Annotated in this window: 28 protein-coding genes and 1 riboswitch; of the genes, 16 read left to right on the top strand and 12 right to left on the bottom strand. The window is 60.3% G+C overall.

Features of this window, described 5'->3' with window-relative positions; genetic code table 11:
* The 5 genes from AC2FLX_RS12380 to AC2FLX_RS12360 all read left to right on the top strand — a co-directional run.
* Window positions 1–427, top strand: a 427-nt coding sequence (locus AC2FLX_RS12380) for an oxidoreductase dimerization domain-containing protein (RefSeq protein ID WP_496875436.1), incomplete at its 5' end; no start/stop codon positions are given.
* Between the two features lie 72 nt (window positions 428–499).
* Window positions 500–1642, top strand: coding sequence for an FtsH protease activity modulator HflK (hflK, locus tag AC2FLX_RS12375; RefSeq protein WP_496809755.1), 1143 nt, complete (start codon window positions 500–502; stop codon window positions 1640–1642).
* A 3-nt stretch (window positions 1643–1645) separates the two neighbouring features.
* Window positions 1646–2524 (top strand): protease modulator HflC, encoded by an 879-nt coding sequence (hflC, locus tag AC2FLX_RS12370; RefSeq protein ID WP_480748194.1) that lies wholly within the window; start codon window positions 1646–1648, stop codon window positions 2522–2524.
* The gene (locus AC2FLX_RS12365; protein WP_480748195.1) at window positions 2524–2718 is read left to right on the top strand and encodes a DUF2065 domain-containing protein; all 195 of its coding nucleotides are present in this window, start codon (window positions 2524–2526) and stop codon (window positions 2716–2718) included. The genes hflC and AC2FLX_RS12365 overlap by 1 nt, the downstream gene beginning before the upstream one ends.
* A gap of 229 nt (window positions 2719–2947) precedes the next feature.
* The gene (locus AC2FLX_RS12360; protein WP_480748435.1) at window positions 2948–4378 is read left to right on the top strand and encodes a Do family serine endopeptidase; all 1431 of its coding nucleotides are present in this window, start codon (window positions 2948–2950) and stop codon (window positions 4376–4378) included.
* A 238-nt stretch (window positions 4379–4616) separates the two neighbouring features.
* Here the strand turns inward: AC2FLX_RS12360 and AC2FLX_RS12355 are convergent, their stop codons facing one another.
* The 6 genes from AC2FLX_RS12355 to AC2FLX_RS12330 form a co-directional block, all read right to left on the bottom strand.
* Entirely contained in the window at window positions 4617–5285 is a 669-nt protein-coding gene (locus AC2FLX_RS12355) for a Crp/Fnr family transcriptional regulator (RefSeq protein ID WP_480748196.1), read from the bottom strand.
* A 130-nt stretch (window positions 5286–5415) separates the two neighbouring features.
* Window positions 5416–6021: an inner membrane-spanning protein YciB gene (locus AC2FLX_RS12350; RefSeq protein WP_480748197.1), complete on the bottom strand. Its 606-nt coding sequence runs from the start codon at window positions 6019–6021 to the stop codon at window positions 5416–5418.
* Window positions 6022–6036: 15 nt separating this feature from the next.
* Window positions 6037–6939 carry an EamA family transporter gene (locus tag AC2FLX_RS12345; RefSeq protein WP_496809754.1) on the bottom strand — a complete coding sequence of 301 codons (903 nt, stop codon included), beginning with the start codon at window positions 6937–6939 and terminating at the stop codon, window positions 6037–6039.
* Window positions 6940–7018: 79 nt separating this feature from the next.
* On the bottom strand, window positions 7019–8170 hold the full coding sequence (gene ftsY, locus AC2FLX_RS12340) for a signal recognition particle-docking protein FtsY (protein WP_496809753.1): 1152 nt from the start codon (window positions 8168–8170) through the stop codon (window positions 7019–7021).
* 58 nt (window positions 8171–8228) lie between these two features.
* Entirely contained in the window at window positions 8229–8867 is a 639-nt protein-coding gene (locus AC2FLX_RS12335) for a lysoplasmalogenase family protein (RefSeq protein ID WP_480748200.1), read from the bottom strand.
* 320 nt (window positions 8868–9187) lie between these two features.
* Complete coding sequence (locus AC2FLX_RS12330) at window positions 9188–9787, bottom strand: TetR/AcrR family transcriptional regulator (protein ID WP_496809752.1); 600 nt, start codon at window positions 9785–9787, stop codon at window positions 9188–9190.
* A gap of 131 nt (window positions 9788–9918) precedes the next feature.
* On the opposite strand from AC2FLX_RS12330, the gene AC2FLX_RS12325 reads away from it, so the two are divergent.
* Window positions 9919–10275, top strand: a complete 357-nt coding sequence (locus AC2FLX_RS12325; RefSeq protein ID WP_480748202.1) for a CidA/LrgA family protein — start codon at window positions 9919–9921, stop codon at window positions 10273–10275.
* Window positions 10272–10982: an LrgB family protein gene (locus tag AC2FLX_RS12320; protein WP_496744731.1), complete on the top strand. Its 711-nt coding sequence runs from the start codon at window positions 10272–10274 to the stop codon at window positions 10980–10982. Before AC2FLX_RS12325 ends, AC2FLX_RS12320 begins: the two co-directional genes overlap by 4 nt.
* 112 nt (window positions 10983–11094) lie before the next feature.
* Here the strand turns inward: AC2FLX_RS12320 and AC2FLX_RS12315 are convergent, their stop codons facing one another.
* Window positions 11095–11466 (bottom strand): OB-fold nucleic acid binding domain-containing protein, encoded by a 372-nt coding sequence (locus tag AC2FLX_RS12315; RefSeq protein WP_496744729.1) that lies wholly within the window; start codon window positions 11464–11466, stop codon window positions 11095–11097.
* Window positions 11467–11593: 127 nt separating this feature from the next.
* Between AC2FLX_RS12315 and AC2FLX_RS12310 the strand changes: the two genes are divergently transcribed.
* The 3 genes from AC2FLX_RS12310 to AC2FLX_RS12300 all read left to right on the top strand — a co-directional run bounded on the left by AC2FLX_RS12310 (window position 11594) and on the right by AC2FLX_RS12300 (window position 13497).
* Entirely contained in the window at window positions 11594–11917 is a 324-nt protein-coding gene (locus AC2FLX_RS12310; protein WP_496744727.1) for a 2Fe-2S iron-sulfur cluster-binding protein, read from the top strand.
* Window positions 11917–12663, top strand: a complete 747-nt coding sequence (locus AC2FLX_RS12305) for an FG-GAP repeat domain-containing protein (RefSeq protein ID WP_496809751.1) — start codon at window positions 11917–11919, stop codon at window positions 12661–12663. The genes AC2FLX_RS12310 and AC2FLX_RS12305 overlap by 1 nt, the downstream gene beginning before the upstream one ends.
* 201 nt (window positions 12664–12864) lie before the next feature.
* On the top strand, window positions 12865–13497 hold the full coding sequence (locus tag AC2FLX_RS12300; protein ID WP_496809750.1) for a cytochrome P460 family protein: 633 nt from the start codon (window positions 12865–12867) through the stop codon (window positions 13495–13497).
* A 69-nt stretch (window positions 13498–13566) separates the two neighbouring features.
* Here AC2FLX_RS12300 and purD read toward each other — a convergent pair whose 3' ends face one another.
* Window positions 13567–14829, bottom strand: a complete 1263-nt coding sequence (purD, locus tag AC2FLX_RS12295; protein WP_496744722.1) for a phosphoribosylamine--glycine ligase — start codon at window positions 14827–14829, stop codon at window positions 13567–13569.
* Window positions 14830–15106: 277 nt separating this feature from the next.
* Between purD and AC2FLX_RS12290 the strand changes: the two genes are divergently transcribed.
* From AC2FLX_RS12290 to AC2FLX_RS12280, 3 genes are all read left to right on the top strand, one after another.
* Window positions 15107–15493: a lysozyme inhibitor LprI family protein gene (locus tag AC2FLX_RS12290; protein ID WP_480748209.1), complete on the top strand. Its 387-nt coding sequence runs from the start codon at window positions 15107–15109 to the stop codon at window positions 15491–15493.
* 211 nt (window positions 15494–15704) lie between these two features.
* Complete coding sequence (gene xseA / locus AC2FLX_RS12285; protein WP_496809749.1) at window positions 15705–17189, top strand: exodeoxyribonuclease VII large subunit; 1485 nt, start codon at window positions 15705–15707, stop codon at window positions 17187–17189.
* A gap of 4 nt (window positions 17190–17193) precedes the next feature.
* Window positions 17194–17835, top strand: a complete 642-nt coding sequence (locus AC2FLX_RS12280; protein ID WP_480748211.1) for a glutathione S-transferase family protein — start codon at window positions 17194–17196, stop codon at window positions 17833–17835.
* A gap of 9 nt (window positions 17836–17844) precedes the next feature.
* Here AC2FLX_RS12280 and AC2FLX_RS12275 read toward each other — a convergent pair whose 3' ends face one another.
* Both AC2FLX_RS12275 and AC2FLX_RS12270 read right to left on the bottom strand, forming a co-directional pair.
* Window positions 17845–18240: a hypothetical protein gene (locus tag AC2FLX_RS12275; RefSeq protein WP_480748212.1), complete on the bottom strand. Its 396-nt coding sequence runs from the start codon at window positions 18238–18240 to the stop codon at window positions 17845–17847.
* 60 nt (window positions 18241–18300) lie between these two features.
* On the bottom strand, window positions 18301–18999 hold the full coding sequence (locus AC2FLX_RS12270) for a glutathione S-transferase N-terminal domain-containing protein (protein WP_496809748.1): 699 nt from the start codon (window positions 18997–18999) through the stop codon (window positions 18301–18303).
* A gap of 136 nt (window positions 19000–19135) precedes the next feature.
* A riboswitch (SAM riboswitch) is annotated at window positions 19136–19213 on the top strand.
* 61 nt (window positions 19214–19274) lie between these two features.
* Between AC2FLX_RS12270 and metZ the strand changes: the two genes are divergently transcribed.
* The gene (gene metZ / locus AC2FLX_RS12265) at window positions 19275–20462 is read left to right on the top strand and encodes an O-succinylhomoserine sulfhydrylase (protein ID WP_496809747.1); all 1188 of its coding nucleotides are present in this window, start codon (window positions 19275–19277) and stop codon (window positions 20460–20462) included.
* A gap of 60 nt (window positions 20463–20522) precedes the next feature.
* On the opposite strand, the gene AC2FLX_RS12260 is transcribed toward metZ, so the two are convergent.
* A complete protein-coding gene (locus AC2FLX_RS12260) occupies window positions 20523–22289 on the bottom strand; it encodes an adenylate/guanylate cyclase domain-containing protein (RefSeq protein ID WP_496809746.1) in 1767 nt (588 codons plus the stop codon).
* Between the two features lie 84 nt (window positions 22290–22373).
* Window positions 22374–23159 carry a HalD/BesD family halogenase gene (locus tag AC2FLX_RS12255; protein ID WP_496809745.1) on the bottom strand — a complete coding sequence of 262 codons (786 nt, stop codon included), beginning with the start codon at window positions 23157–23159 and terminating at the stop codon, window positions 22374–22376.
* 98 nt (window positions 23160–23257) lie between these two features.
* On the opposite strand from AC2FLX_RS12255, the gene AC2FLX_RS12250 reads away from it, so the two are divergent.
* Both AC2FLX_RS12250 and folE2 read left to right on the top strand, forming a co-directional pair.
* Window positions 23258–24112: a LysR family transcriptional regulator gene (locus AC2FLX_RS12250; protein WP_496809744.1), complete on the top strand. Its 855-nt coding sequence runs from the start codon at window positions 23258–23260 to the stop codon at window positions 24110–24112.
* A 148-nt stretch (window positions 24113–24260) separates the two neighbouring features.
* Window positions 24261–25364 (top strand): GTP cyclohydrolase FolE2, encoded by a 1104-nt coding sequence (gene folE2, locus AC2FLX_RS12245; protein WP_496744707.1) that lies wholly within the window; start codon window positions 24261–24263, stop codon window positions 25362–25364.
* Window positions 25365–25509 lie beyond the last annotated feature (145 nt).

The following is a 25509-nucleotide window of genomic DNA, read 5'->3' as shown; positions in this document are numbered from 1 at the left end:
TCCGGTGGCGATCCGCGAGGGCATGGCCTTTGTCGAAACCGTGTTCAAGGGTAATCCCACGCCGGTCGATCATGAACTGATTCCGACCGCGATCTTCACCCAGCCCGAGATGGGCACCGTGGGCCTGAGCGAGGAAGAGGCGGCGGCGCAGGAGCCGATTGAGGTCTATGCAACATCGTTCAAGCCGATGCAGCAATCCTTTGCCGGGCGATCGCAGCGGGTTCTGATGAAACTCATCGTGTCCAAGGCAACGCGAAAAGTTCTGGGCTGTCATATCGTGGCTCCGGGCGCGGGCGAGATGATCCAGCTTGCGGGGATCGCCGTAAAGATGGGCGCGACAAAAGAAGATTTCGACCGGACCGTGGCCGTTCACCCGGTCATGGCCGAGGAACTGGTCACGATGCGGCATCCTGTGCGCAGTGCTTGATTTGCACGCGCGCGCATACACGTTACAAGGGACGCCGTGATCACACGGGCCAAAACAAGGGAAAGATAACATATGGCGGGCAACAGCGGTGGCCCCTGGGGGGGCGGAGGCTCCTCGGGTGGCGGAGGAAATCGAGGCAACAACGGTGGCGGGCGACGCCCGCCCGAAGGCGATGGCCCGCAGATCCCCGAGATCGACGAGCTGATGAAAAAAGGCCAGGAGCAGCTGCGCGTGTTGATGGGCGGGCGCGGCGGCGGTGGCCGTGGCGGCAGCGGCAAGGGTGGTGGCGGTGGTCCCGCCCTGACCAAGGGAACGGTTCTGCTGGGCGCTCTTGTGGCGCTTGGCCTATGGGGATTTGCAAGCGCCTATACGGTCAAGCCCGAAGAACAGTCGGTCGAGTTGCTGTTTGGCAAGTTTTCGGGCATCGGCACCGAAGGTCTGAACTTTGCGCCATGGCCGGTGGTCACGGCCGAGGTGATCCCTGTCAAGGTGGAACAGACCGAAACCATCGGCTCGGGCGGTCGCGGCATCGAAGCGGGTCTGATGCTTACCGGGGATGAAAACATCGTCGATATCGATTTTCAGGTGGTCTGGAACATCAACGACCCGGCCGCTTATCTGTTCAATCTGCGCGATCCCCGCCAGACCATTCAGGCGGTGTCTGAATCGGCCATGCGCGAGATCATCGCACAATCCGATCTGGCGCCGATTCTCAACCGTGACCGTGCGATCATCGCCGAACGGTTGGAGGAACTGATTCAGTTGACCCTCGACAGTTACAATTCTGGCATCAATATCGTCCGCGTGAACTTTGACGGCGCCGATCCGCCAGAGCCGGTGAAGGACGCCTTCCGTGAAGTGCAATCGGCGGGGCAGGAGCGTGACCGGCTTGAGAAACAGGCCGATGCCTATGCCAACCGGGTTCTGGCCGGTGCGCGCGGTGAAGCCGCCCAGGTGCTGGAAGAAGCCGAAGGGTATCGCGCCCGCGTCGTCAACGAGGCGCAGGGTGAGGCCAGCCGCTTCAGCGCGGTTTTGGAGGAATACGCCAAGGCACCCGATGTGACCCGAAAGCGCCTCTATCTGGAGCGGATGGAGCAGGTTCTGGGTGATGTGGACAAGATCATCCTCGACGAGAATATAAGCGGACAGGGGCAGGGAGTTGTGCCTTACCTGCCGCTCAACGAGCTGCGTCGCAGCACCGGCGAGGGGAATTAAGTGATGCGAAAATCAACCTTTATCCTTCCCGTTCTGGTGATCGCTGTCGTTCTGGTTCTGTCTTCGATCTTCATCGTGGACGAGCGCCAAAAGGCGCTGGTGCTGCAATTCGGTCGAGTGATCGATGTCAAGGAAGAACCGGGGCTGGCCTTCAAGATCCCGCTCATTCAGGAAGTTGTTCGCTATGACGACCGGATCCTGAGCCGCGAGGTCGGACCGCTTGAAGTCACGCCGCTCGACGACCGTCGCCTGGTGGTCGATGCCTTTGCCAGGTATCGCATTGCTGATGTGCGCCAATTCCGTCAGGCGGTTGGTGCCGGCGGCATTGCCACTGCGGAATCGCGTCTCGATTCGATCCTGCGGGCCAAGACGCGCGAGGTTCTGGGTTCGGTCAGTTCGAACGATATCCTGAGTTCAGACCGTGCCGCACTGATGCTACGCATTCGAAACGGTGCCATTTTTGAGGCGCAGGATCTGGGTCTCGAAGTGATCGACGTGCGTTTGAAACGCACCGACTTGCCACAGGCCAACCTGGAAGCCACCTTTGCCCGGATGCGCGCCGAGCGTGAACGCGAAGCTGCCGACGAAGTGGCGCGCGGTGAAGAAGCAGCGCAGCGTATTCGCGCGCAGGCAGATCGGACTGTGGTGGAACTGGTCTCGGATGCGCGCCGCGAATCTGAAATCATCCGTGGTGAGGCCGACGCAGAGCGCAACGGCATTTTTGCCGAAGCTTATGGAAAGGACCCGGAATTCTTCGAGTTTTACCGCTCGCTGTCGGCCTATGAACGCGCCTTGCAAGGTGGCAACAGCTCGATGGTTCTGAGCCCGGATTCGGAGTTCTTCAACTATCTGAAATCGCCCACCGGTAAGGCCGTTCAGTAATGGGCATGGTCCTTCTGGCCCTTGGGCTGGTGTTGATTGTCGAGGGGCTGGCCTATGCGCTGGCCCCTTCGCTTATCGAGCGAATGCTAGAGATGCTGCGCACGTTGCCGGAAAGCGCACGCCGAAATGTCGGTCTGCTATGTGTCGTTACGGGGTTCATTCTGCTGTGGGCCGCGCAACAGATCGGGTACTGAGACCCGCCCAACCTGGGTAAAGGTGAACGGTTGGCTGAAAATGGCTCAACTGGCGGTGATTTCCTTGCTTTCCCGAGTTGCGGGCGGAAACAAACTGACTACATTGGACAGTAAGAACGGGCTGCCCATGGGGCGGCCGGATAAAGCGGTGACAAGGAGACCTCCAGTGCAGGCGAAGGCACGCAGTATTTCCCTTAGGAAAGACGATACCCTGATCAAGGTCAGACTCATGTGGCTGGCGTTCCTCGCGACGCTCCTTGTGCTGGCGCAGGCGGTATCGGCGCTGGCAAAACAGGAAAGCCTGGCGCCACTGGCCGATCTGGTGAGCCCGGCGGTGGTCAACATCACCACCACCACCCTGATCGAAAGTCAGACCGGCCCGCAGGGCATCGTGCCCGAAGGCTCTCCTTTCGAGGATTTCTTTCGTGAGTTCCAGGACCGCAATGGCGACAACGGCAACCGCCCCCGCCGCAGCAATGCGCTGGGATCTGGGTTCGTGATCTCCGAGGATGGCTACATTGTCACCAACAACCACGTAATTGCCGAGGCCGACGAGATTCTGATAGAGTTCTTTCCCGGCGATGGTCAGCCGCCGCAGGACCTTCCTGCAAAGGTGATTGGAACAGACGAGAAAACCGATATCGCCTTGTTGAAGGTCGAGGCGAAAGGCCCCTTGAAGTTTGTCAAGTTCGGTGACAGCGACACCGCCCGCGTAGGTGATTGGGTGGTGGCGATGGGTAATCCGCTGGGGCAGGGCTTTTCCGTGTCCGCGGGGATTGTCTCGGCCCGAAACCGGGCGCTCAGCGGTTCCTATGACGACTACATCCAGACCGATGCGGCGATCAACCGGGGCAACTCGGGTGGGCCACTCTTCAACATGGACGGCGAGGTGATCGGCGTGAACACTGCGATCCTGTCGCCCAATGGTGGTTCAATCGGGATTGGGTTTTCCATGGCGTCCAACGTGGTGGTCAAGGTGGTCGACCAGTTGCGCGAATTCGGTGAAACCCGGCGCGGCTGGCTGGGCGTGCGCATTCAGGACGTGACCGAGGACATGGCGGAAGCGATGGGGCTGGACAAGCCCGGCGGCGCGCTGATCAGCGATGTGCCGGACGGTCCCGCGAAAGAAGCCGGATTGCTGGCAGGGGACGTGATCGTCAATTTCGATGGCGTCGAGGTCGAGGATACTCGGGCGCTGGTTCGGCAGGTAGGCGAAACGACTGTTGGAAAATCCGTTCGCGTTGTGGTGTATCGCGATGGTGCGACCCAGACTGTTCTGGTGACGCTCGGCCGCCGCGAGGATGCCGAACGTCAGGAAAACGGAGAGTCCTCATCCTCCGAAGCGCCGTCGTCTGTCGAGGAGAAAGATATTCTCGGGCTAACCGTGATGCCCTTGACGGACAAGATGCGTGAGGATCTGGGACTTGATGCGGACGCATCAGGGCTTGTCGTGACCAATGTCGACGAAGCGTCGGAAGCCTTTGAAAAAGGATTGCGAGCGGGTGACCTGATCACCGAGGCCGGACAGCAAAAAGTCACGTCGCTTGGCGATCTCGACGCGCGGATCGACGAAGCAAAAGAGGCGGGGCGCAAGTCCCTGCTGCTTCTGGTGCGTCGTGGTGGTGAGCCCAGATTCGTGGCGCTGAGCCTCGCCGACTGATCGCTTTATAGTTTAGAAAACGGCCGGGTTTTGCCCGGCCCTTTTTGTGTCGTCTCCCGATCTGGGAAAAGCGCAAAAGGAAAGAGCCATATGCCGAAGCATATGGCTCTGTTACAGGGAGAGACCGGTACGGACAGACATTGGGGATGATCTTCCGGTCTCGGTACGGTAACCATAATCTGTATATGCTGGGCATGTTTTTCCGTATGTGAACCGGATCACACCGTACGGCAAAAAATCAAATCAGATCGGATTCCGCCAGGTCGCCGAGCGCCTCGAAATCCCGGATGCGTAATCCGCCGCGGGTTGCCTCGACAATGCCCTCTTTCTTCCAGCTGGACAGAGTTTTTGAGACCGCCTCGCGCGTGGCGCCCACGAATTCGGCCAACTCGCTTTGCGACAGGGCGAGCATTTTGTTGGGGTCGTTCTGCAGATGGGCGAGATGCTGCAGTTTGCGGGCCAGTCGGATAGGCATCGGCAAGAACACCTGTTCGTTCAGCTGAGAATTCATCCAACGCATGCGAAGACCCGCAAGACGGATCATGTCCACCGCAAGTTCGGGATGTGTCTTGATTTGATCCAGCACATCGCTGCTGCGCACGCGCAGAACCCGCGACGGTTCAGCCGCCGACACGGTCGCTGTGCGAGGGCCGGGATCGAACAGGGCGATCTCGCCGAACACCTCGCCTGGCCGCATAAGATCCAGGGTCAGCTTGCGCCCGTTCATCGACAGATAGGAAACTTCGAGTGTACCAGAGAGAATGGCGTAAAGTGCATCGCCGTCGTCGCCCTGCTCGAACAGAATATCGCCCCGGTCAAGAACGATTTCCGATGCCTGGGCCGAAAGCATCGCCTTGAGCCGATCAGACGCGTCGGACAGAAACCCGGTGTCAGGAAATGCTGTCATGAAAGGGACTTGCCCCCTGTGTGAGTGAGTGTGGTCAGCTATTTTTCACAGGTTTGGCCGTAAACCAAGTGTTTTATCCGACGGGGAGGTGTTCCTCACCATCGCGTGATGACGCCGTACGGTTGGTGCCTCAATTGCTGTCCGGGTCGTCCATGTAGTTCTGCAACAGGTTGAACTGCATCATCAGAAACGCCATCAGGGCCAGCGGAAAGCCAAAGGTTTCGATCTTTACCCAAAGGTCGGTCGACATGGTGCGCCAGACCAGTTCGTTGGCAATGGCCAGACCGGCAAAACCTGCGCACAGACGGCGGGTCAGGATCATCCAGCCTTCGGTGCGCATAGGGATCATCTCGTTGAGGATATAAGCCAGGTAGGATTTTCCCTGCAAAAGACCGATGCCCAGCGTGGCCGAGAAAAAACCGTAGACCAGTGTCGTCTTCATTTTGAAGAATCGCTCGTCATTGAACCAAGCGGTCAGCCCGCCAAAGAAGATCACCATGAAAGCGGTAAATATCTGCATCCGGCTGAGCTTGCCGGTGAGATACCAAAGTACACCCATTGCGGCCAACATCAGTGGCACGAACAGTATGGTGGCAACGATAAAGCCGGAATACTCGGTCCCTCCGATCAGGAAACTGTCATCCCGCAGGCGTAGATAGATGAAAAAGAATGCCAGAGGCGGCCCTAGTTCCAGCACCTGTTTCAAAAGCGGGTTGATGTCTTTTTTCTCTGCCATTGCCTGTCCTGTTGCTCAGCCACCCATCTCAACTATCACAGCGCCCTCGGCAATCAATGCCATCAGGGCAATTCGACGAGGTCCAACCGTCTCTTTCAGGACCAGCCAGCCGATCAACGCTGCAAAAACAGTGGAAGTCTCCCGCAATACCGCCGCCTCGCCCACCTTATCGAGCCGGGTGGCCAGCATGATCGCTCCGAATGACAAAAACGCGATGATACCGCCTGCAAAGCCGCGCAGCATCAAGGGGCCGGGGGCGGGGCGGTGGATCATCGCGCGCCACCTGAGAAAGGAGTAGATCGGCATGGTGCATCCGTCGATCATGAAGAACCAGGCCAGGAAAGTGAACGGGTCGGCGGTCGCGCGGATGCCATAGGCGTCATAGGTGGTGTAAAGCGCCACGAAAAGACCTGTAGTAACCGCCAGAGCCAGTGCCACGGCCAACGTCTCGCGGTTGGCCTCAAGATAGCGCAGGTTATAGGCGGCAAGCCCGAAGATGCCCGAAAGCAGCACCGCGACTCCCAGCCATTGCAGCGGCGAAAACACTTCGCCGAACAACAAATAGGCACCGATCACCGTAAACAGCGGCCCGGTGCCCCGCACCACCGGGTAGACCACAGTATAAGATCCCTTGGTATAGGCCATCGCCTGAAAGATCTTGTAGAGAATGTGGATGAACCAGGCCGTGGCAAAGATCGGCCACATGTGCGGCTCGGGCCAGGGCACGACGAAAAACGCAAATGGTGCCGCCATGAGGCAATAGGAGGCGTCGATCGCCCCACGTGACAGCCACGGGTCGTGGCGGCCTTTTTGAAGCGCGCCGAACACCGCATGCAAAAAGGCAGCCATCAGCGCCAGCCCAAGGGCCAGTTGATGACCGGCTTCGGTGCCTTCGAGTGAGATGAGCCAATCGCTCAAACGTTGACCTTTCGCAGGGAGGTATGGCCGGGGGCTACCTGCCCCCGGACCCCCGGGAGTATTTTCAAAAAGATGAAGTTCAGGTCCGGGCGAGGCCGGTTAGGGCGGCGGCGAAATCTTCGGGGTCAAACGGCGAGAGGTCGTCGATCTGTTCTCCGACCCCGATGGCGTGGATTGGAAGGCCAAACTTGTCGGCCAGCGCCACCAGAACGCCGCCCTTGGCGGTGCCGTCGAGCTTGGTCATCACCAGCCCCGAGACATCCGCGAGTTTCTGGAAGGTTTCGACCTGGCTCAACGCATTCTGGCCGGTGGTGGCGTCAAGCACCAGCAGCGTATTGTGAGGGGCGGTGTCGTCCTTTTTGCGGATCACTCGAACGATCTTGGCCAGTTCCTCCATCAGGTCGGCGCGGTTCTGCAACCGGCCCGCGGTGTCGATCATGAGAAGGTCGGCACCGTCCTCCTGTGCCTTTGTCATCGCGTCGAAGGCGAGGCTGGCGGGGTCGGAGCCTTCGGGCGCGGTCAGGACCGGCACACCGGCGCGTTCGCCCCAGACCTGGAGCTGTTCCACGGCGGCGGCGCGGAAAGTGTCGCCGGCGGCGATTACCACCTTCTTTCCGGCGGATTTGAACTGGCTGGCGAGCTTGCCTATGGTGGTGGTCTTGCCCGATCCGTTGACGCCCACCACCAGAACCACCTGCGGGCGTTTCGGATAGATCGGCATGGGTCGGGCCACCGGCTCCATGATGCGGGTAACCTCCTGGGCAAGCAGCATCTTGATTTCATGGGTCGAAAGCTTTTTCCCGAACCGCCCTTCGGCCATATTGGCGGTGACACGCAGGGCGGTATCGACGCCCATATCCGAAGCGATCAACAGCTCTTCGAGCTGTTCCAGCATGTCGTCGTCAAGCGTGCGGCGTACCACCGTGCGGTCTGATCCGCGCGAAAACAGTCGGCCCAGCAGCCCTTTTTGCGTCTCGGGCGCCGGGTCCTCGGGCGGCGGCGGCGCGGGGACAGGATCGGCGGGCATCGGCGCGGGCGTTTCGACCGGTTGCGGTATGGGGGCAGGTTCCGGCACTTCGGGAACCGGTTGCGGCTCAGGCTCAGGCTCGGGTTCGGGGATCACAGGCTCAGGCGTTTCTTCGCCGCCGTCCTCGACAATCGCGTCCAGCCCCTGTTCGAGCCGCGAGGAGGATTTGAAGAGCCGGTCCTTGAGCTTGGATAAAAACGCCATCTTTGGTCTCCGCAGGTGTTCCTTTCACCTAATGCGGATTGGCGGCGGTTGCAAAGGGTCAGACGAAGGCTGTGACAAATCCGGCCTGTGCCCCCCAGTAGAGCGGCCAGACCAGATAGGGCGTTGCCTTCAGCGCCGGGTGATCCTTGGGCAGCAGGAACTTTTCCGTGGCCAGAATGAGGTCCGAGGCGATGAAGGCCAGCGCGGCGGGCAGGGCCAGGCGCAGGGCACCGGTGTCAGGCAGGGCCAGAACGGTGATGCCCATGCCGAGGATGATCGGGATATAGGCCAGAACCGGACCCTTCAGGTCACCTGCACGGGGGGCAAGCAGCGTGGCCATTACGATACCCAGCAGGACCAGCGTCCAGACGATGCCGGGGCTGTTCATGATCCGGGCCACGTCGGTTGCAGGATGGGTCAGGAAAAGCGCGATATAGGCCAGATGCCCGGCTGCAAAAGCGCCGATACCGGTCATGAAGGTCGCATCCGTTTCGCGCGACAGCAAGGCATCACCCAGTGCACAAAGCGCAAGCGCCGCGATCAGCAGCTGAGGTGCGCCAAGGATCAGGGCCAACAGTGCCAGCCCCGCCACCGAGGCGGTCTTGAGGACGGTTCGGGCACCGCTCGCGGGGTTGGTTGTCATCGGCAGATAGACCAACGCGCAGGCGGCGGCGATCCAGAACAGGAGGTGCGGCATGTATGTGTTCCTCGTCGTTCCGGTCAGAGAGGCAAATCCCGGCGCGCGGTTCAACCGGAAAGAGCGGGGGTGACGCGAAGTTATTCGGGTCGATCAGTGTCGATTTTGCGCAGTGTGCCGCGTCGTGAAGGGTTATCAGCGGTAAATTGGTGCAACGGTTTATGTTTGTGCAACGAAGTCTGACTTGGACTGTTTTGAGCCCATTTTGACAGATGCTGCGCGCCGCTCCAATGAACGCTTTCAGTCCGTCGGGTACTTGGCAATCAGGTGATTGACCGTGTCTGATTTCGCAATCCAGGTCACTTCATGCGCGGTGCTTTTCAGTTCCCTGTCACGGCGCAACGACCTGTGTCTTGGTCGAGAGAGATGGCGTGTGCCGAGTCTTCGGCAATATCGATCCAGTTCTGCTCTCCATGAATCAGGCGCATGACCATTGCTCCCTCAAAGAGAACGACCAGTGTAGCGGCAAGCTTCTCGGGATTCGGATCGCCGACCCTGGACAATGCCTTGGTCAGGGAGTTCTGCAAAATGTTTTTTTGCGCAATCGCGGCTTGCCTGACGGGGTGTCCAGGCGCCCACGCGAGTTCCATCGCCGCGCGGCTGAAGCCCGACCCTCTCCAATCCGGAGAGCTCGACCATTTGCGCAGTTCACCGAATATGGTGCGGATCACGTCCTTTGTTGTCTTGGGCTTGGACCGGAACCATCGCTGGATGTTTCGTTCCGCAAGCTCAACTTGTGCCAACATCACCTCGGCAATCAAATCGTCTTTCGACGGAAAGTGATTGTAGAGAGTTCGCTTCGTGACCCCTGCCGCTTTCGCAATAGCGTCGACACCCGACCGTTCATAGCCTTCACGATAGAAGACGGTAAATGCGTACTTCAGGATACGCTCGCGGGTTTCAAAGGAGTCTCTGGGCATGCTCCAAAGTATACCGATGAGTAAACCTAAAACACCAACAATTCTGGCATCCTCAAGTCATCGCGAGGCGGCTCTCCCAGGTTCAGTCATGGATGGTCCTTAGAACCGCCTATTGAAGCAAGGTTCTTTCAATGGTCCGTTCAGCCGCAATCATCATCTGTCTTCTTGTTCTTGGTGACGTGATTTCCGAGCAATATTCTCTTCCTTTTCCCGGAGCGGCCCTCGGGTTGGCCATGCTCACGATGATATTCACCGTGCGGGGCGGGCCGGACCCAGGATCCGAAGAGCTGTTTGACTTTGCCGCTCCGTACTTTCCCCTGTTCTTTGTGCCCGCGGCTGTCGGTGTGGTGGCAAGCCTCGATATGCTGTTCGCGTCATGGGTCTACATTGCCATCGCAATCGTTGCCGGAACGGCGGCGACACTTGTTGCAACTGGAATTGTCTTCCAATGTCTTCTCAGACGTGTCGTCGGGGAGGCACGCGTATGACCGAGCTTCTGGACCTGGCCCTTGCTCAACCGCTGTTTGCAATCGGCATTACAATCGCTGCATACGGTGCCGCCGACGCGCTTTGGCAAGTTTCTGGGCGCTCGGCGTTTCTGAACCCGGTTCTGGTCGCCACATGCCTCGTCGCGGCAGTCCTGCTCGTGCTTGAAATTCCCTACGGCAACTACCTCCAGAAAGCGGAGCCAATAGATGCGACTCTCTCGCTCCTGATCGTCCTTCTGGCGGTTCCGCTCTTTCGCCAGTTCGGTCTGATCCGGCAGGCTGGTTTGCCTATAGGTATAGCGCTGTTGACGGGTTCGCTCGTCGCTCTTGCAAGCGCTCTGATCTACCCGATCTTCGACGATGCAGGAGATATATTACTCGCGACATTGGCCCCCAAGTCCGCGACGACGGCGGTCGCTGTCGAGATCGTCGTCAAACAAGGCGGCATTCCCGGTCTCACTGCGGTCATTGTGATCTCGACAGGTATCTTCGGCGCTGCGTTCGGGCCATCTATTCTGGATGCCTGCCGGATCACCGACGACCGTGCGAAAGGCTTCGCGCTTGGGGTAGCTTCGCATGCAATCGGCACAGCGCGTGCTTTCCAGATGTCCGAAACGGCCGGGGCATTTGCAAGTCTTGGTATGATCCTGAACGCCCTTCTTACCATGCTGCTCGTCCCGCTTGCGCTGGAGATTGCAGCACAATAGGTAATGACGCTATCGCATCACCCACGACATCATTCACACGGGTCTGTCGTGGGTCAGGAAGCCGAAACTCGTACTGCCGCAGCGAAAGTTCACTTCGTCCGGCAAAACGAACCTACCCATCCCCTCGCACCAATAGATCCAGCATGCCCGAGATATCCTCGACCTCCTCGGCGATCACGTGGGTTACCGAATGCGCCCGTTGCATCCGGCCCGTCACCCGCAGCAGCCGCCCCGAGATGACCGCGCGGCGGAACTGTTCATAGATCTTGCGCCAGACCACTATATTCACCACGCCGGTCTCGTCCTCGAGCGTAACAAAGATGACGCCCTTGGCCGTGCCCGGTCGCTGCCGCAGGATCACCAGCCCCGCCACCGTCACCCGCGCGCCTTCGGGCGGGTCGTCCAGCCGGGCAGCGGGCAGACAGGCAGGCGGGCGCGGCCAGTCATGGGCAAGGGACGCCTTGGAAGCGGATAGAACGATCATGGGAACAAAAATAGAACATGTGCAAGGAAAGTCCAGACGCGCCGCGAGGGGTCGCAAATGAGGGTGGAAACGTCTAAAGGGCTTGACTAAGGAAGGTTCGGAACATCGCAGAAGGAAGACGCGAGCAATGGCAAAGATCACCTATATCGAGCATGGCGGCACCGAGCACACCGTCGAGGTCGCCAACGGGCTGACCGTGATGGAAGGCGCCCGCGACAACAATATCCCGGGCATCGAAGCCGATTGCGGCGGCGCCTGCGCCTGTTCGACCTGTCACGTCTATGTTCATCCCGACTGGGTCGAGAAGATTCCGGCCAAGGACGACATGGAAGAGGACATGCTGGATTTTGCCTATGAACCCGATCCGGCCCGTTCGCGCCTGACCTGCCAGATCAAGGTCACCGACGCGCTGGACGGTCTGGTCGTGCAGATGCCGGAAAAGCAGATCTGATGCGCATTTCGGCCGCAGCAGCGATTCTGGCGCTGTGGCCGTTTTTGCCTGCACAGGCGCAGGTCATCTCGGACGCCACGTATACCCTGCCTACCACGGCCTATCCGCACGGTGTTCTGGGCGACAACCAGGAATGGGGTGCCATTCAAGTCACGGTCAAGCGACAGCGAGGATCCGAAGGATCGCTCCTGACCGGCCATCTGAGCGTGACATACGAAATCGATGCTCAGCCGGAAACGGTTTTCGAAGATATCGAACCGCGCCTTTGGGACGTGACCGGCGATGGTGAACCCGAAGTGGTCGTCGTCGAAAGCCATCAGAACTACGGCGCGCGCCTGCTGATCATAGGGCTGAGCAACGGAAAACCCGACTATCTGGCGGCAACGCCAAATATCGGTACCCGCTTTCGCTGGCTCGCCCCAATCGGCGCCGCCGACTTGGACGGCGACGGACATGTCGAGATCGCCTATATCGACCGTCCTCACCTGGCCAAAACCCTGCGCATCTGGCGTTATCGCGACGGTATGCTGGAAGAGGTCGCCAGCCTGCCCGGCCTCACCAATCACCGCATCGGCGAGGATTTCATTTCGGGCGGGTTGCGCAATTGCGGGTCTGGCCCAGAGATGATCCTGGCCGATGCCAGCTGGCAGCGAATTATCTCGGTCCGCCACGATGATGACTGGGTGCGCGAAGATCTTGCTCCCTTCAGCAAGGCCAACATCGACCGCGCAATAAGCTGCAAGTAACCCAATTCACAGTCTCCGACCTTGTGTTGCACTATCGTTTCGGCAACCGTGGGGCAGGTCAAATGCCAATTGCTCCCGGCAAATGGGTCACGTGCGCATTTCGGTCGACAGGAAGGAAAATCCGATGCCGGCGAAACTCTCACGATAGTGAAGACACGTTACAGTGGCTTATGTTACCTTTTGCTTGGTTGGATCGTCAGAATGAAAAAAAGCGCCAGACATCCATATGTAAGTTTCAGTTCGATCTGCCTGATTTCCGGGTTGGCGATTTCTACTGCCATTGCGCAGTCTGAAAGTCAGGATGCCCATCTCGCAATCGAAAACCCGGCAGAGCTGTCCAAGGACGAGGCGGAACAGGTTTATCTGGGCCTCATGAAGCGCATGGAAATGGGATACGGCGCTTCGCGACTCGACATTATCGAGAACTATCAGAGGTGGCCCAAATACAATGACGCACCCTTCGTGTCCGCGACACATGGACAACGGTTTGTAAACAGCTACGCCAACGAGATCGCGGGCGACTACGGGACGCTGAAAAGCGGTGAGGCGCTGCCTGCCGGGTCGGTTCTGGCTAAAGACAGCATGACCGTCACCACCGAAGACCGCATTTTCCCCGGTGCGCTGTTCGTCATGGAAAAACTACCCAAAGGCGAAAGCCCTGCGACAGGGGACTGGAGATATGTCATGGTGATGCCGGATGGATCGCTGTTTGGCGACACCACGGGTGACCGCAGTGCCGCTGTGGCTTACTGCCACGATTGCCACATATCGGTGGCGGATCGCGATTTCACCTTCTTTGTTCCAGAAGAATACCGGGTTGGAAATCAACCCTGACCGCTAGGCCCAAGGCCTATGGCGCATCTTTGATACGACGTCAGGGCGCGCGAGCCTGCCGCTGGCGGCTCAGAGCGCCCGCCAGCCGATATCGCGTCGATAAAACCCTTCGGGCCAGTCAATCGCCCCTGCCATGGCATAAGCACGGTCGCGGGCTTCCTGCAGCGACGACCCGCGCGCGGTCACGTTCAACACACGACCCCCGGTTGCCGTAACGGCGCCATCCTTTTCGGTCGTTCCGGCGTGAAAAACCATGTTCATGCTGTCTTCGGGCAGATCCTCCAACCCTCGGATCACCGTGCCTTTCTCGTAAGAACCCGGATAGCCTTCGGCCGCCAACACGATGGTGAGCGCGTGATCGTCGCCCCAGTTCACCCGAGCCTGGGCCAATCGTCCCTCGGCGGCCGCGTGCATCAGGTCCATCGCCTGCGCCCCCAGCCGCATCATCAGCACCTGGCATTCCGGGTCGCCAAAGCGGACGTTGTATTCCACCAGTTTCGGCTGGCCGTCCTTGATCATCAAACCGGCATAGAGAATACCCTGAAACGGCATGCCCCGGCGGGCCATTTCGGCCATGGTCGGGCGCACGATCTCTTCCATCGCACGGGCCTCGACCTCGGCACTCAGGACCGGAGCAGGGGAATATGCACCCATGCCGCCGGTGTTCGGGCCGGTATCACCGTCGCCCACGCGCTTGTGATCCTGCGCGGTGCCGATGGACAGGATGTCGGCGCCGTCGCACAGCACAAAGAGCGAGGCTTCCTCGCCCTCCATGAACTCTTCGATCACCACTTCGGCGCCGGCACCGCCAAAGGCGCCGCCCAGCATGTCCTCGACCGCCGCGACAGCCGTGTCCTCATCCATCGCCACGATCACGCCCTTGCCGGCGGCCAGCCCGTCGGCCTTGACCACGATCGGCGCGCCCTGCTGGTGGATATAGGCAACGGCAGGTTCAACCTGCGTGAACCGGGCATAGGCTGCGGTGGGCGCGCCCGCCGCATCGCAGATCTCCTTGGTAAAGCTTTTCGACGCCTCCAGCCGCGCCGCCGCCTCGGAAGGGCCAAAGACCAGAATGCCCGCCTCGCGCAGCCGGTCGGCAACACCCACGGCCAGCGGTGCCTCGGGACCCACTATGACGAAATCGATGGCGTTCTCCTCGGCAAAGCTCACCACCGCACCGCCATCCATGATGTCCAGCGTGGCACAATCGGCGATCTTCGCGATCCCCGCATTGCCGGGCGCCACGATCAGCTTGTCGCATTTGGGGTTTTGCATCACCGCCCAGGCCAGCGCATGTTCGCGCCCGCCGCTGCCAAGAATGAGGATGTTCATAAGACGCGCTCCGCTCTGCCTGACCCTGTCCCGCGCCTTCTAGGGCGAACCTTCGTGCGAAACAACCCGGACCGAAGCGCACACCCGCCCGCTCGGGACGCGCCAGCGCCAAAGACGGCGGCAACGTCACACGATCCCGGAGATGAGCACCCGCAGGGTGGGCAGCCTGCCCACCGCACCTCTCCTGTTTCCCCGGTGTCCATCGTCGCCCCATGACCCCAAGACAGCAGGCCCTTAACCCGCTAACCTGGACCCAGGCACACATAGAGGACCCACCATGCAGAAACTCGCCGCACCGATCGTTCTGGTATATTTTCTTTCATCTTTCGCCTCTGCCGATCCCGCCACTGAATGCGGCGGCGGCAGCCAGGTCGAGACCGGCGCCTGCGTGGCGGACACGCTGGACCGGGTCGATGCGAGTGTCGAGCTCTATCTCGGCTTCGCCATGGCCGCCGCGCAAGAGCTAGACGATGTGACCGGCCGCAAGGTCGCCACCCCGGCACTGACCGCCTCGCAAGACGCCTGGGCGAGCTATCGCGATGCCCATTGCGCATATGTCGGCGCAACCTTCGGCGGTGGCTCGGGGACCGGCATCGGGATCAACTCCTGCCGGATCGAACTTGGCCGCGACCGTGCCAGCGACCTGATGCGCTACACCCAATAACCCCAGAGGACAGGCCCCGTAGGGTGGGCAGTCTGCCCACCTCCGATCCTTCCGATATCGCCACCATCGCCGCCAGCAACCGACGTACAAAACGGTCAATCCCCCTCCGTGCCCTAGTACAAAACGGTCAAAACGCCTCTGTCTCGGGATCCGCTTGGCCTTCTCCGCCGACCCGTCTAATCTGGCCCGACAGGCAAATCAGGACACTGACATGGACCTTCTCGACGACCCCCAACCGGGCCAAAACATGCCCGAATTCACCGTCTCCGAGATCTCAGGCGAGGTGAAGCGCGCGCTGGAAAGCAGCTTTGGCCGCATCCGGGTACGGGGCGAGGTCGGGCGCGTATTTCAGGCCCGCTCGGGACATCTTTATTACGACATCAAGGACGACCGCAACGTACTGGCCTGCACCACATGGAAGGGTCAGGTCGCCAGCCTTTCGGTGGTCCCCGAAGAGGGTCTCGAGGTTGTCGTGACCGGCCGCCTGACCGCCTTTGGCGCCCAGTCGAAATACAACCTCAACGTCGACGAGGTCGCCGTCGCGGGCCAGGGTGCGCTGATGGCACTTTTGGAAAAGCGCAAGAAAACCCTTGAATCCGAAGGGCTGTTCGCACCCGAGCGCAAGAAGCCGCTGCCCTATCTGCCGAACATCATCGGGGTGATCACTTCGCCGCAGGGGGCGGTGATCCGCGACATTCTGCACCGGCTGCGGGATCGGTTTCCGCGCAAGGTGCTGATTTGGCCGGTCGCCGTACAAGGGGCCAACTGCGCCCCCGAGGTTGCCCGCGCCATCAAGGGGTTCAACCAACTGGGGCCCGGCGGCGCGTTGCCTCGGCCCGATCTTATCATTGTGGCTCGTGGTGGTGGATCGATCGAAGACCTTTGGGGCTTCAACGAGGAGATCGTCGCCCGCGCCGCCGCTGCGTCGGACATCCCGCTGATCTCGGCGGTTGGGCATGAAACCGACACCACCCTGATCGACTATGTTTCGGATCGCCGCGCGCCGACCCCCACCGCAGCCGCCGAATTGGCCGTTCCCGTGCGGATGGAGCTTTTGGCCTGGACTGGCGAGCAGGGCGCCCGCCTGTCGCGGGCGACAACGGACGGGGTACAGCGCCGCGCTCAAAGGCTGCGGGACCTGTCGCGCGCACTACCGCGTGCGGATACGTTACTGGACACCCCCCGCCAGCGGCTGGATCAGGTGTCGGAACGCCTGCCCAATGCCCTGATACGGGGGGTGCAGAACCGGCGCGTCAAGCTGCTGGACATGTCGGCGCACCTGCGGCCATCCACGCTGCGCAATTTCGTCTCGTCACGCCGTGACCGGTGGCACAACCTTGCATCGCGCCTGTCGCTGCGCCCCATCGAACGCGAACTCAAAAGCCGCCGCGATGACCTGACTCGCTTGTCCGACCGCCTGAACACGGCGCAGAAAACCCGCATCGATCGGTTGCGCCAAACGCTCGACGCCACTGACCGGCTACGCGAAACCCTTAGCTACAAGGCCACGCTCGGGCGCGGATATGCGGTCGTACGCGCCGATGGGGACGTGGTCACAACCCAGGCCGAGGCCGCACGGCACAGCGTTCTGGAAATCGAATTTGCGGATGGCCGCATTACAACCGGAGCGTCGCCTGTCAAAACGTCGGCGCGAAAACCCAAGCCGGACGCGCCCGATCAGGGCAGCTTGTTCTAGTCTGATGTTGACGATCTGGGGCCGCAGGACTTCTTCGAACGTGCAGGCCCTGATGTGGTGTGTGGGCGAACTTGGCCTTACTTTTGAACGCCATGATCTCGGGCACCGGTTCGGCGGCCTCGACGCCGACAGTTTCACTGCACTGAATCCAAACCGCACCATCCCGGTACTGAAGGATGGCGAAGGTATGCCGATCTGGGAAACCGGAGCGATCCTCCGTTATCTTGCCGCCAAATACGGGAACGAGACCTTCTGGCCCAGTGACCCGTTGCGCAGAGCGACCATCGACCAATGGGCCGAATGGGCCAAAATCAACGTCGCGATGGCGTTTACCGTTCCTGTTTTCTGGCGCGTCGTACGCACGAACAGGAACGACCGAGACCCGGACGCCATTCAGACCGCTGTCCGAACCGTCGAAAAGAAACTGGTCATCGCCGAACATCAGTTGGCCAGCAACGCGTTTCTCGGCGGCGAATCCCTGACACTGGCGGATATCCAGTTCGGCCATGTCCTTTACCGCTACTACGATATTGAAATTGACCGCGCTGATTTACCAAATCTAAAGCGCTACTATCGCGATCTGACGTTGCGGCCTGCCTATCGCGAGCATGTAATGATCAGCTACGACGACTTGCGCGCAACTTGACAAGGCGCGTCAAACCCCGACATCCGGCCCGTAACAGATCATTTCCTCGCCGATATCCTCGGCTTCATACAGTTCGGTCGCCTCGGGATCGCCTTCGAACCGGGCGATCAGGCCGCCGGAGGATTGAGAGAATTCCCAACATTGCGGGTCCAGGCGGTCTTCGTAAACGAAACAGATCTGGCGGCCCTGTTCGTACCAGATGCCTTCCTTGCAATTGCCATCAAGAAAGGACCAGATGACGCGGCGATTGGGCAAATACTCCTCGACCCCGTAAGCCACGCCGTCAAAGCCATAAAACAGCGTCTTGCCGCGGGTATAGGCGTCGAATTCCTCGGCGGACATCGGCTCCGCCGCCGGGGCTACTTGACCAAAGACCAGCAAGGGAATCACGAAACGCAACAGCATGACCGAATTGTGTCAGATCGCGTAGGTGATCGCTACTCGCAAAGGCGTGGGGTGGGCGGGCTATCGCCTGAACAGAACACTTTGCGCCTGCTTGTCGCGATGATCGGTGCGCAATTCGATATGCAAGTCCCGGCCCGCCTGCACAGCGGGCCGCGCGCCCACGGTTTCCAGCCAACGGGCAAAGTGGGGCTTGTCTTCCAACGTCTGCTGTTGACCTTCCCACAGGCTCGCCCAGCCCCAGATGGACATGTCGGCGATGGAATAGAAATCGCCCGCCACGAATTCATTCCTGGCCAGACGCCGGTCCAGCACGCCATAAAGCCGCGCGACCTCGGCTCGGTAGCGGTCCTTGGCATAGGGCAGGTCCTGCGGCGGATCGAGATAGGGGGCGTATTTCAGGAAGTGATGCGCCTGACCCGCCATCGGGCCAACGCCGCCCATCTGCCACATCAGCCATTCCTCGACCGCGATCCGGTCACGCTGTGTCCTTCCATAGAATCGCTCGGTCTTGCGCGCCAGGTACATCAGGATTGCACCGCTTTCAAAGATCGACACCGGTGCGCCATCCGGCCCATCCGGATCGGTGATCGCGGGCATCCGGTTGTTGGGCGCGATTTTTAGAAATTCAGGGTCGAACTGGCCGCCCGCGCGGATGTCGATCAGGTTGACATTGTATGGCAGTCCCATCTCTTCCAGCGCGATGGAGATTTTCCAGCCGTTGGGCGTGGGCCAGTAGTATAGCTCGATCGGGTCCGCCATCCGTCTCCTCCGGGTTAACGGGAGGATCATGAGCTTTTGCCGAAGAACGGCAAGTGGCAAAAGAACAGGTGACGGAACCGTGAGCGCAATCCGCATCGGACTTGACGCATGGGCAGATCAAGCGTTATGGCATCGCATCGAACAACGTGGCGATTTGTTACCGGATTGCGGGCCACGCTAAACAACACCGCTAAAAGGTCAGGATGAAAGACCCCTTTCGCTTGGCCGCGTCTGGGGTTTTTTGTTTGCCTCTGCCCGAGGCTGAAAGGAATGAGATGAGCGAGAGCTGGAACAAACGCACCCAAGCCGTGCATGGCGGTATTCGCCGCAGTCAGTACAACGAAGTGAGCGAGGCGATCTTCCTCACACAAGGCTTCGTTTATGAGAACGCCGAACAGGCCGAGGCCCGGTTCATCGAATGCGGACCTGACGAGTTCATCTATGCCCGCTACGGCAACCCTACAGTGTCGATGTTCGAACAGCGCATCGCGGCGCTGGAAGGGGCTGAGGATGCCTTTGCCACCGCCTCGGGCATGGCTGCGGTCAACGGTGCGCTGACTTCGATGCTGAAGGCCGGGGATCACATAGTTTCGGCCAAGGCGCTCTTTGGGTCGTGTCTCTATATCGTCGAGAATATTCTGACCCGCTTCGGTGTCGAGGTCAGCTTTGTAGACGGCACCGATCTGGAACAGTGGAAAGCGGCGATCCGTCCTGACACCAAGGCGGTGTTTTTCGAATCCATGTCGAACCCGACGCTCGAGGTGATCGATATCGCCGGCGTGGCCGAACTGGCTCATGCGGCCGGTGCGGTCGTGATCGTCGACAACGTATTCTCGACCCCGGTATATTCCCGCGCCATCGAGCAGGGCGCGGATGTCGTCATCTATTCCGCGACCAAGCACATCGACGGGCAGGGGCGGGCGCTGGGCGGTGTGATCATCGGCACCCGCGAGTTCATACGCGGCACGGTCGAACCTTATCTGAAACATACCGGTGGAGCGCTCAGCCCGTTCAATGCGTGGATCATGCTCAAGGGGCTGGAGACCATGGCGCTGCGGGTGAACGCACAGGCCGAGACTGCGCAGAAACTGGCCGAGGCGCTGGAAGGGCACCCGGCGCTGGAACGGACGCTTTATCCTGGCCTGAAAACCCACGCGCAAAACGCACTGGTCCAAAGCCAGTTGGGCGGCAAGGGCGGCACCGTCCTCTCGCTCGACATCAAGGGCGGCAAGGCTGCGGCGTTCCGGTTCCTCAACGCGTTGACCATCCCGGTGATCTCGAACAATCTGGGCGACGCCAAATCCATTGCCACCCACCCGGCGACAACGACACACCAGAGGTTGAGCGACGCGCAGCGCGACGAGTTGGGCATCACCCCCGGCCTGATCCGTTTTTCGGTTGGGTTGGAGGACGCCGACGATTTGCTGGCGGATCTGCAACAGGCGCTCGACGCTGCGCAATAGCGGGCGGGTCACGGTGACAGAATTTTCGCGGTTCGCGCACGGGACCTGTTTGGCCTTGGATCAGGTCTCGCCAGCCCCCGGTTCTTGATCGGGTGATTCCGGGATTCCGGCCTGGCGAAGATAGCCGGACATCAGCTCCAGCAAACCTGTGTTGAAACTGGGCAGCATCGCTCGGAACTCGGTGATGGAATAGCTCGGCCGCACCCGGATCAATTCTTGCGCAGCGCGCGCCGCCTCGTCTGCCCGACCAGCGGCTGCGTACGCGACTGTCTGGGCGAAATGTGTCCAATGAACCTTGGTATTGGCTCGAACCGCCATTCTTGCGGCGACTATTGCGTCTTCGGGTCTTGCCATCTGGATAAGACAAACGGTTTTCAGCATCAGCGGCATCCAGACGAAAGGGTCCTGCGGGTTCAGGCGCAGAGCCGCCTCGACATACGGCAACGCCTCAGACGCCCGACCCATGGCATTCAACGCCTGACCCAGGTTGTAATGGGCAAAGGCCAGGTTCGGGTTCAGTTCGATCGCCCGCTCCAGCGAGGCAACGGCCAGGTCGGGTTGCCCGGACATGCTGAGCAGACGACCGAGCGCCAGATGCGCTATTGCGTCCTGTTCGTCCAACGTGAGCGCGTCCCGGGCCAGTCGAATTCCACGTTCCAGTGTGGCTTCCGGTTCTTCGGAGAACCCCATGGCGATATCGGTGATGCAGACCAATGCCAGTCCCGCGCAGGCCAGCGCAAAATCCGGGTCGTCGTCCAGCGCCCGTTCCAGAAATTTGCGCGCTTCGATGTTGCCGGTACGGGTGGATTGATAGAACAGGTTCATACCACGCTGGTAGTTGGTCCAACTGTCCAGGCTGGAGGGCGGTCTTCGCGCTGATCGCGACACTTCCGCCTGACGCACCTGAACATCGACGGTCGAAACGATCATGGCTGAAATCTCATCTTGCAGATCGAACAGGTCTTCCATCGTCCGTTCAAATCGGTCGGCCCAGACGTGAATGCCGGTTTCGGCTTCGATCAGCTGCGCCGTGATCCGCAGGCGATTGCCCGCACGCCGAACCGACCCTTCGACCACGTATCGCACATCCAGTTCCCGTGCGATTTTGCGCACATCCTTATGGGTGCCCTTGTAGGCGAAGGTCGAGTTGCGGGCGATGACGAAAAGCGAACGGAAGCGGCTGAGTTCGGTGATCACATCCTCGACGATACCGTCGGCCAGGAACTCCTGATCGGGATCCGTGGACATGTTGTCGAAGGGTAGGACAGCGATCGAAGGCCGTGTAGTGGCGGCCTTCGCGGCTGGTGCGCTCCCAGTGTTCTCTACCCGCCAGACTTCGACCGGTTCGGGAATGTTCTTGACGGTTTGCGGGCCAAGCGCCGTCAGTTCCGCTTCGATCTTGCCGCGCACTTGGTCATGAACGCTTCGGGAAATGCAAAGACCACCGGGCGGTGCAAGGCTTTCCAGACGGGCGGCAATGTTGACGCCATCGCCCAGAATATCGTCCCCGTCGCTCACCACATCGCCCAGATTGATTCCGACCCGAAACCGCATGCGTTTCTCGTCGGGTTGGTCGGCCTCATGCGCGGCAAGCTGGCCCAGCATGTCCATCATGGTACGAACCGCAGAGACAGGCGACGGAAATTCGGCCAAAAGACCGTCACCCATGGTCTTGATCAGTCGTCCGCCACCGGCTGACAGTCCAGGCAGGATGATCCTGTCGAACAGGTTGCGCAGCCGCGTCAGCGTGCCTTCTTCGTCCGCGGATATCAGCCGCGAAAACCCCGCCAGATCGGCGGCGACGATGGTGGTCAGGCGACGTTGCACGGCTCCTCCGGTCAATCAGGGGCAGGAACCAAGTATGCCTACAACTCGCGTTTCGGCAAGAACACGCGTGATCACGCCGACGGTTCAGCCCACCCGCCCGTAAAAACCGGCGCGCTCGGTTTCGGTAAAAGTCACGCCTGGGCGTTCATAATACGAAAAGACCGCGATGATCCGTTCCCTGTCTCCGCGCACCGGCGTCACGCGATGGGCGGTGTTCTTGCCCTTGAATACGTTCAGTGTTCCGGGACTCAGAGAAATCTCCTTGCTGTCCGGGTCTTCCCCCCGCAACAGCCGCGCGACGCCATCATAGTTGGGGTCGCCCTCGCTGCGCAGGTCGGTGCGGTATTCAAACCCGCCACCCGCCTTTGGGGCCTGCAACAGCAAAGTGGTGGTGAACTCCGAGCGATCGAAATGCCAGTTGAGCGCCTGACCCTCGCCATAGGACATCACGTTCACCCGCGCCAACGGATCGTCCATCACATGCAGCTCGGGCTTGTCCATCGTCGCGGCCAGGAACAGGGCGAACTCCGGCCATTCATAAAGGCGCAACAGGGGTGAGCCCCCGATCTGATCGGCGCAAAGCGTGCGGTTCGAAGTCTTGAATTGCCGCAACGCGGGATGACCCTCGGGCAGATCCTCGATTGGCTTGAAATAGATGTTGTGCATCCGCTCGTGCAGAAAGGCTTCGCTGGCAAAACGCGGGGTCATCGCATCGACTGCCTGCGCGGCAATCTCCGGTCGCATCAGGCCGTCAAGGTTGAACATACCGTTCGCGGCAAGATCTGCGCGGCAGCGGTCCACCAGCCGTTGCCAGGCCGGGCTATCGGGTTGATCGATGGGAAAGCGGTCCAGATCCAGGACGTCGCGCATGTTCGGTCTCCGGTGATTTCGTGCCAGATTGCCTTGGCCTTGCTTGCTTAGTCACTATAAAATATCTTGGTCAGCATTAGATTTTATGTAGGCATATCGTGAAACTCCCCCCGTTGAACGCACTCAGGGCCTTTGAATGCGCCGCACGGACCGGCAGCTTTGCCGCTGCGGGCAACGAGCTTGGCGTAACCCCCGCAGCCGTCAGCCTGCAGGTCAGGAACCTCGAAGACTGGCTGGGCCGACAATTGTTTGCCCGCAAGGCGAACCAGATTCGGCTGACGGATGCCGGACGGGACTATTATGCAAACGCCGCCTCGGCCCTGACCGACATTTCGCGCTTCACCGAAGCCCTGACCGAAAGCGATCCCCGGCGGCCACTCACAATCAGCGCCACCCCGGCCTTGGCGGAATTGTGGTTGCCGTCACGGCTCGTCCGGTTTGCCACGCAGCGCCCGGATGTGCCCGTCGCCTTGCGGGTCGAGGCCGAGGAGGTCGATCTGGATCAGCATGGGATCGATGCCCGGCTGAGCTATGGTGGCGAGTTGCCGGACTATAAGATCACACCGCTATTCTACGATCATTTGATTCCGGTGGCGCGCACGGCATGCGACCCGGCCACCAGCCGCCGCGTGACGGTCAACTGGGGCAGCACCATCGGGTCAGTTCCGGGCTGGTCTGCCTGGTTTTCCGCGGCTGGCCTGTCAACCGGGGCGCAGGCGGGCATCTCTGCGCCCTCTGTCCCTGCCGCGCTGGCACTGGTCGTGGCGGGGGCAGGGGTTGCGCTTTTGCCCGAACGAATAATCGGCGTGGCTCTGAAAGCAGGGCAGGTCCTGCGCTGCCCGGGACCGGCCCTGGCGATGCCGCGCCCTTACGTGGCGATCACCGCGCACCACAAATCACGCTCGCGCCGCTTGTCGGAATTGCTGACGATCCTGACCTGGGATTCCGGCTGAATCCTGTTCGCAGGACGGTTTCAGTTGCGAAGAGGCGGTTTTTGCACGATTTCCGGTGCGGATCTTGGTAGATCAGCGGGAAAGCACTAGATTGGAACTTGTGGGAAAGTCGTCTATATACTTGACGACCTGACCAGGAAACGCGCCGATGAACATCCACCCTCGCGACATTGACGAGAACCCCAATCGTGAACAGGCCGCCGAAGCGCTGGCACTGTTGCGGAAATGGGTGAAAACCGCCAACGCGGCCGAGATCAGCCAGCTGGACCCGGCGGTTGCCCGTCTGGTGCCCGGTCTGGTGCCGGTGAACTATCCGGCGCTGTCGCGTGACTACCCCGAGGAATTCGCGGTCGACGACGCCTACAAGGCGACGCTGCCCGATCTACAGAACGGGCCGGCCAGCCTGATCCGGGGCGCGAAACAACAGATTCAGCATGTGGGCATCTCGAATTTCCGCCTGCCGATTCGCTTTCACCGCAAGCATGGCGAGGATCTGACGCTGGAAACTTCGGTGACCGGCACCGTCAGCCTTGAGGCCGAGAAAAAGGGCATCAACATGTCCCGGATCATGCGGTCCTTCTACAAGCATGCCGAGCGTACCTTCAGTTTCGAGGTGATCGAGGCGGCTCTGAGCGACTACATGACCGATCTGGACAGCTTCGATGCCCGTATCCAGATGCGGTTTTCCTATCCCGACCGGATCGAAAGCCTGCGTTCGGGCCTGTCGGGTTACCAGTATTACGACATCGCGCTGGAATTGGTCGAACAGGGCGGCGTGCGGCAAAAGATCATCCATCTGGATTATGTCTATTCCTCGACCTGCCCCTGTTCGCTGGAACTCAGTGAACACGCGCGTGCGATGCGCGGGCAACTGGCCACGCCGCATTCGCAGCGCTCGGTGGCGCGGATTTCGGCGGTGGTGGACCCGGACGCCGATTGCCTGTGGTTCGAGGATCTGATTGGGCTGTGCCGTCGTGCGGTGCCGACCGAGACGCAGGTCATGGTCAAGCGTGAGGACGAACAAGCTTTTGCCGAGCTGAACGCCGCCAACCCGATTTTTGTCGAGGATGCCGCTCGCCTTTTTTGCGCCGAACTGCAGGCCGACCACCATATCGGTGATTTTCGGGTGATCGCCAGCCATCAGGAAAGCCTGCACAGTCATGACGCGGTCTCGATCCTGACCGAAGGCTCGACCTTTGCCGCATCCAGCCTCGACCCCAAGCTGTTCAACACTCTCTTCCACGTCGGCTGACCCCGATTGTCCGCATAGCGGGCAACCGGTGATTTTCCGCTGAGTTTCACCAGTTACGCTGCGTCGCGGCAATTAATGCTGCGCATGCGGAAGAAATTGACCTAAGGTCATCCCGTAAGCAACTGCCGCCCCTGTCGGCGGGTTG

The organism is Ruegeria sp. YKSF57 (genome assembly GCF_059612585.1).
The sequence above is the reverse complement of the archived record's forward strand: the minus strand, read 5'-3'. Positions and strand labels throughout refer to the sequence as shown.

Bases quoted from the DNA above. Each gene is read 5' to 3' on its own strand.
- ftsY (WP_496809753.1), bottom strand. From the start codon at position 8,170: ATGGCGTTTTTATCCAAGCTCAAGGACCGGCTCTTCAAATCCTCCTCG.
- AC2FLX_RS12360 (WP_480748435.1), top strand. From the start codon at position 2,948: ATGTGGCTGGCGTTCCTCGCGACGCTCCTTGTGCTGGCGCAGGCGGTA.
- AC2FLX_RS12300 (WP_496809750.1), top strand. From the start codon at position 12,865: ATGAAAAAAAGCGCCAGACATCCATATGTAAGTTTCAGTTCGATCTGC.
- metZ (WP_496809747.1), top strand. From the start codon at position 19,275: ATGAGCGAGAGCTGGAACAAACGCACCCAAGCCGTGCATGGCGGTATT.
- AC2FLX_RS12315 (WP_496744729.1), bottom strand. From the start codon at position 11,466: ATGATCGTTCTATCCGCTTCCAAGGCGTCCCTTGCCCATGACTGGCCG.
- purD (WP_496744722.1), bottom strand. From the start codon at position 14,829: ATGAACATCCTCATTCTTGGCAGCGGCGGGCGCGAACATGCGCTGGCC.
- AC2FLX_RS12280 (WP_480748211.1), top strand. From the start codon at position 17,194: ATGTTGACGATCTGGGGCCGCAGGACTTCTTCGAACGTGCAGGCCCTG.
- AC2FLX_RS12270 (WP_496809748.1), bottom strand. From the start codon at position 18,999: ATGGCGGACCCGATCGAGCTATACTACTGGCCCACGCCCAACGGCTGG.
- folE2 (WP_496744707.1), top strand. From the start codon at position 24,261: ATGAACATCCACCCTCGCGACATTGACGAGAACCCCAATCGTGAACAG.
- AC2FLX_RS12255 (WP_496809745.1), bottom strand. From the start codon at position 23,159: ATGCGCGACGTCCTGGATCTGGACCGCTTTCCCATCGATCAACCCGAT.
- AC2FLX_RS12320 (WP_496744731.1), top strand. From the start codon at position 10,272: ATGACCGAGCTTCTGGACCTGGCCCTTGCTCAACCGCTGTTTGCAATC.
- hflC (WP_480748194.1), top strand. From the start codon at position 1,646: ATGCGAAAATCAACCTTTATCCTTCCCGTTCTGGTGATCGCTGTCGTT.
- AC2FLX_RS12355 (WP_480748196.1), bottom strand. From the start codon at position 5,285: ATGACAGCATTTCCTGACACCGGGTTTCTGTCCGACGCGTCTGATCGG.
- AC2FLX_RS12335 (WP_480748200.1), bottom strand. From the start codon at position 8,867: ATGCCGCACCTCCTGTTCTGGATCGCCGCCGCCTGCGCGTTGGTCTAT.
- AC2FLX_RS12310 (WP_496744727.1), top strand. From the start codon at position 11,594: ATGGCAAAGATCACCTATATCGAGCATGGCGGCACCGAGCACACCGTC.
- hflK (WP_496809755.1), top strand. From the start codon at position 500: ATGGCGGGCAACAGCGGTGGCCCCTGGGGGGGCGGAGGCTCCTCGGGT.
- xseA (WP_496809749.1), top strand. From the start codon at position 15,705: ATGGACCTTCTCGACGACCCCCAACCGGGCCAAAACATGCCCGAATTC.
- AC2FLX_RS12275 (WP_480748212.1), bottom strand. From the start codon at position 18,240: ATGCTGTTGCGTTTCGTGATTCCCTTGCTGGTCTTTGGTCAAGTAGCC.
- AC2FLX_RS12325 (WP_480748202.1), top strand. From the start codon at position 9,919: ATGGTCCGTTCAGCCGCAATCATCATCTGTCTTCTTGTTCTTGGTGAC.
- AC2FLX_RS12350 (WP_480748197.1), bottom strand. From the start codon at position 6,021: ATGGCAGAGAAAAAAGACATCAACCCGCTTTTGAAACAGGTGCTGGAA.
- AC2FLX_RS12290 (WP_480748209.1), top strand. From the start codon at position 15,107: ATGCAGAAACTCGCCGCACCGATCGTTCTGGTATATTTTCTTTCATCT.
- AC2FLX_RS12365 (WP_480748195.1), top strand. From the start codon at position 2,524: ATGGGCATGGTCCTTCTGGCCCTTGGGCTGGTGTTGATTGTCGAGGGG.
- AC2FLX_RS12305 (WP_496809751.1), top strand. From the start codon at position 11,917: ATGCGCATTTCGGCCGCAGCAGCGATTCTGGCGCTGTGGCCGTTTTTG.
- AC2FLX_RS12330 (WP_496809752.1), bottom strand. From the start codon at position 9,787: ATGCCCAGAGACTCCTTTGAAACCCGCGAGCGTATCCTGAAGTACGCA.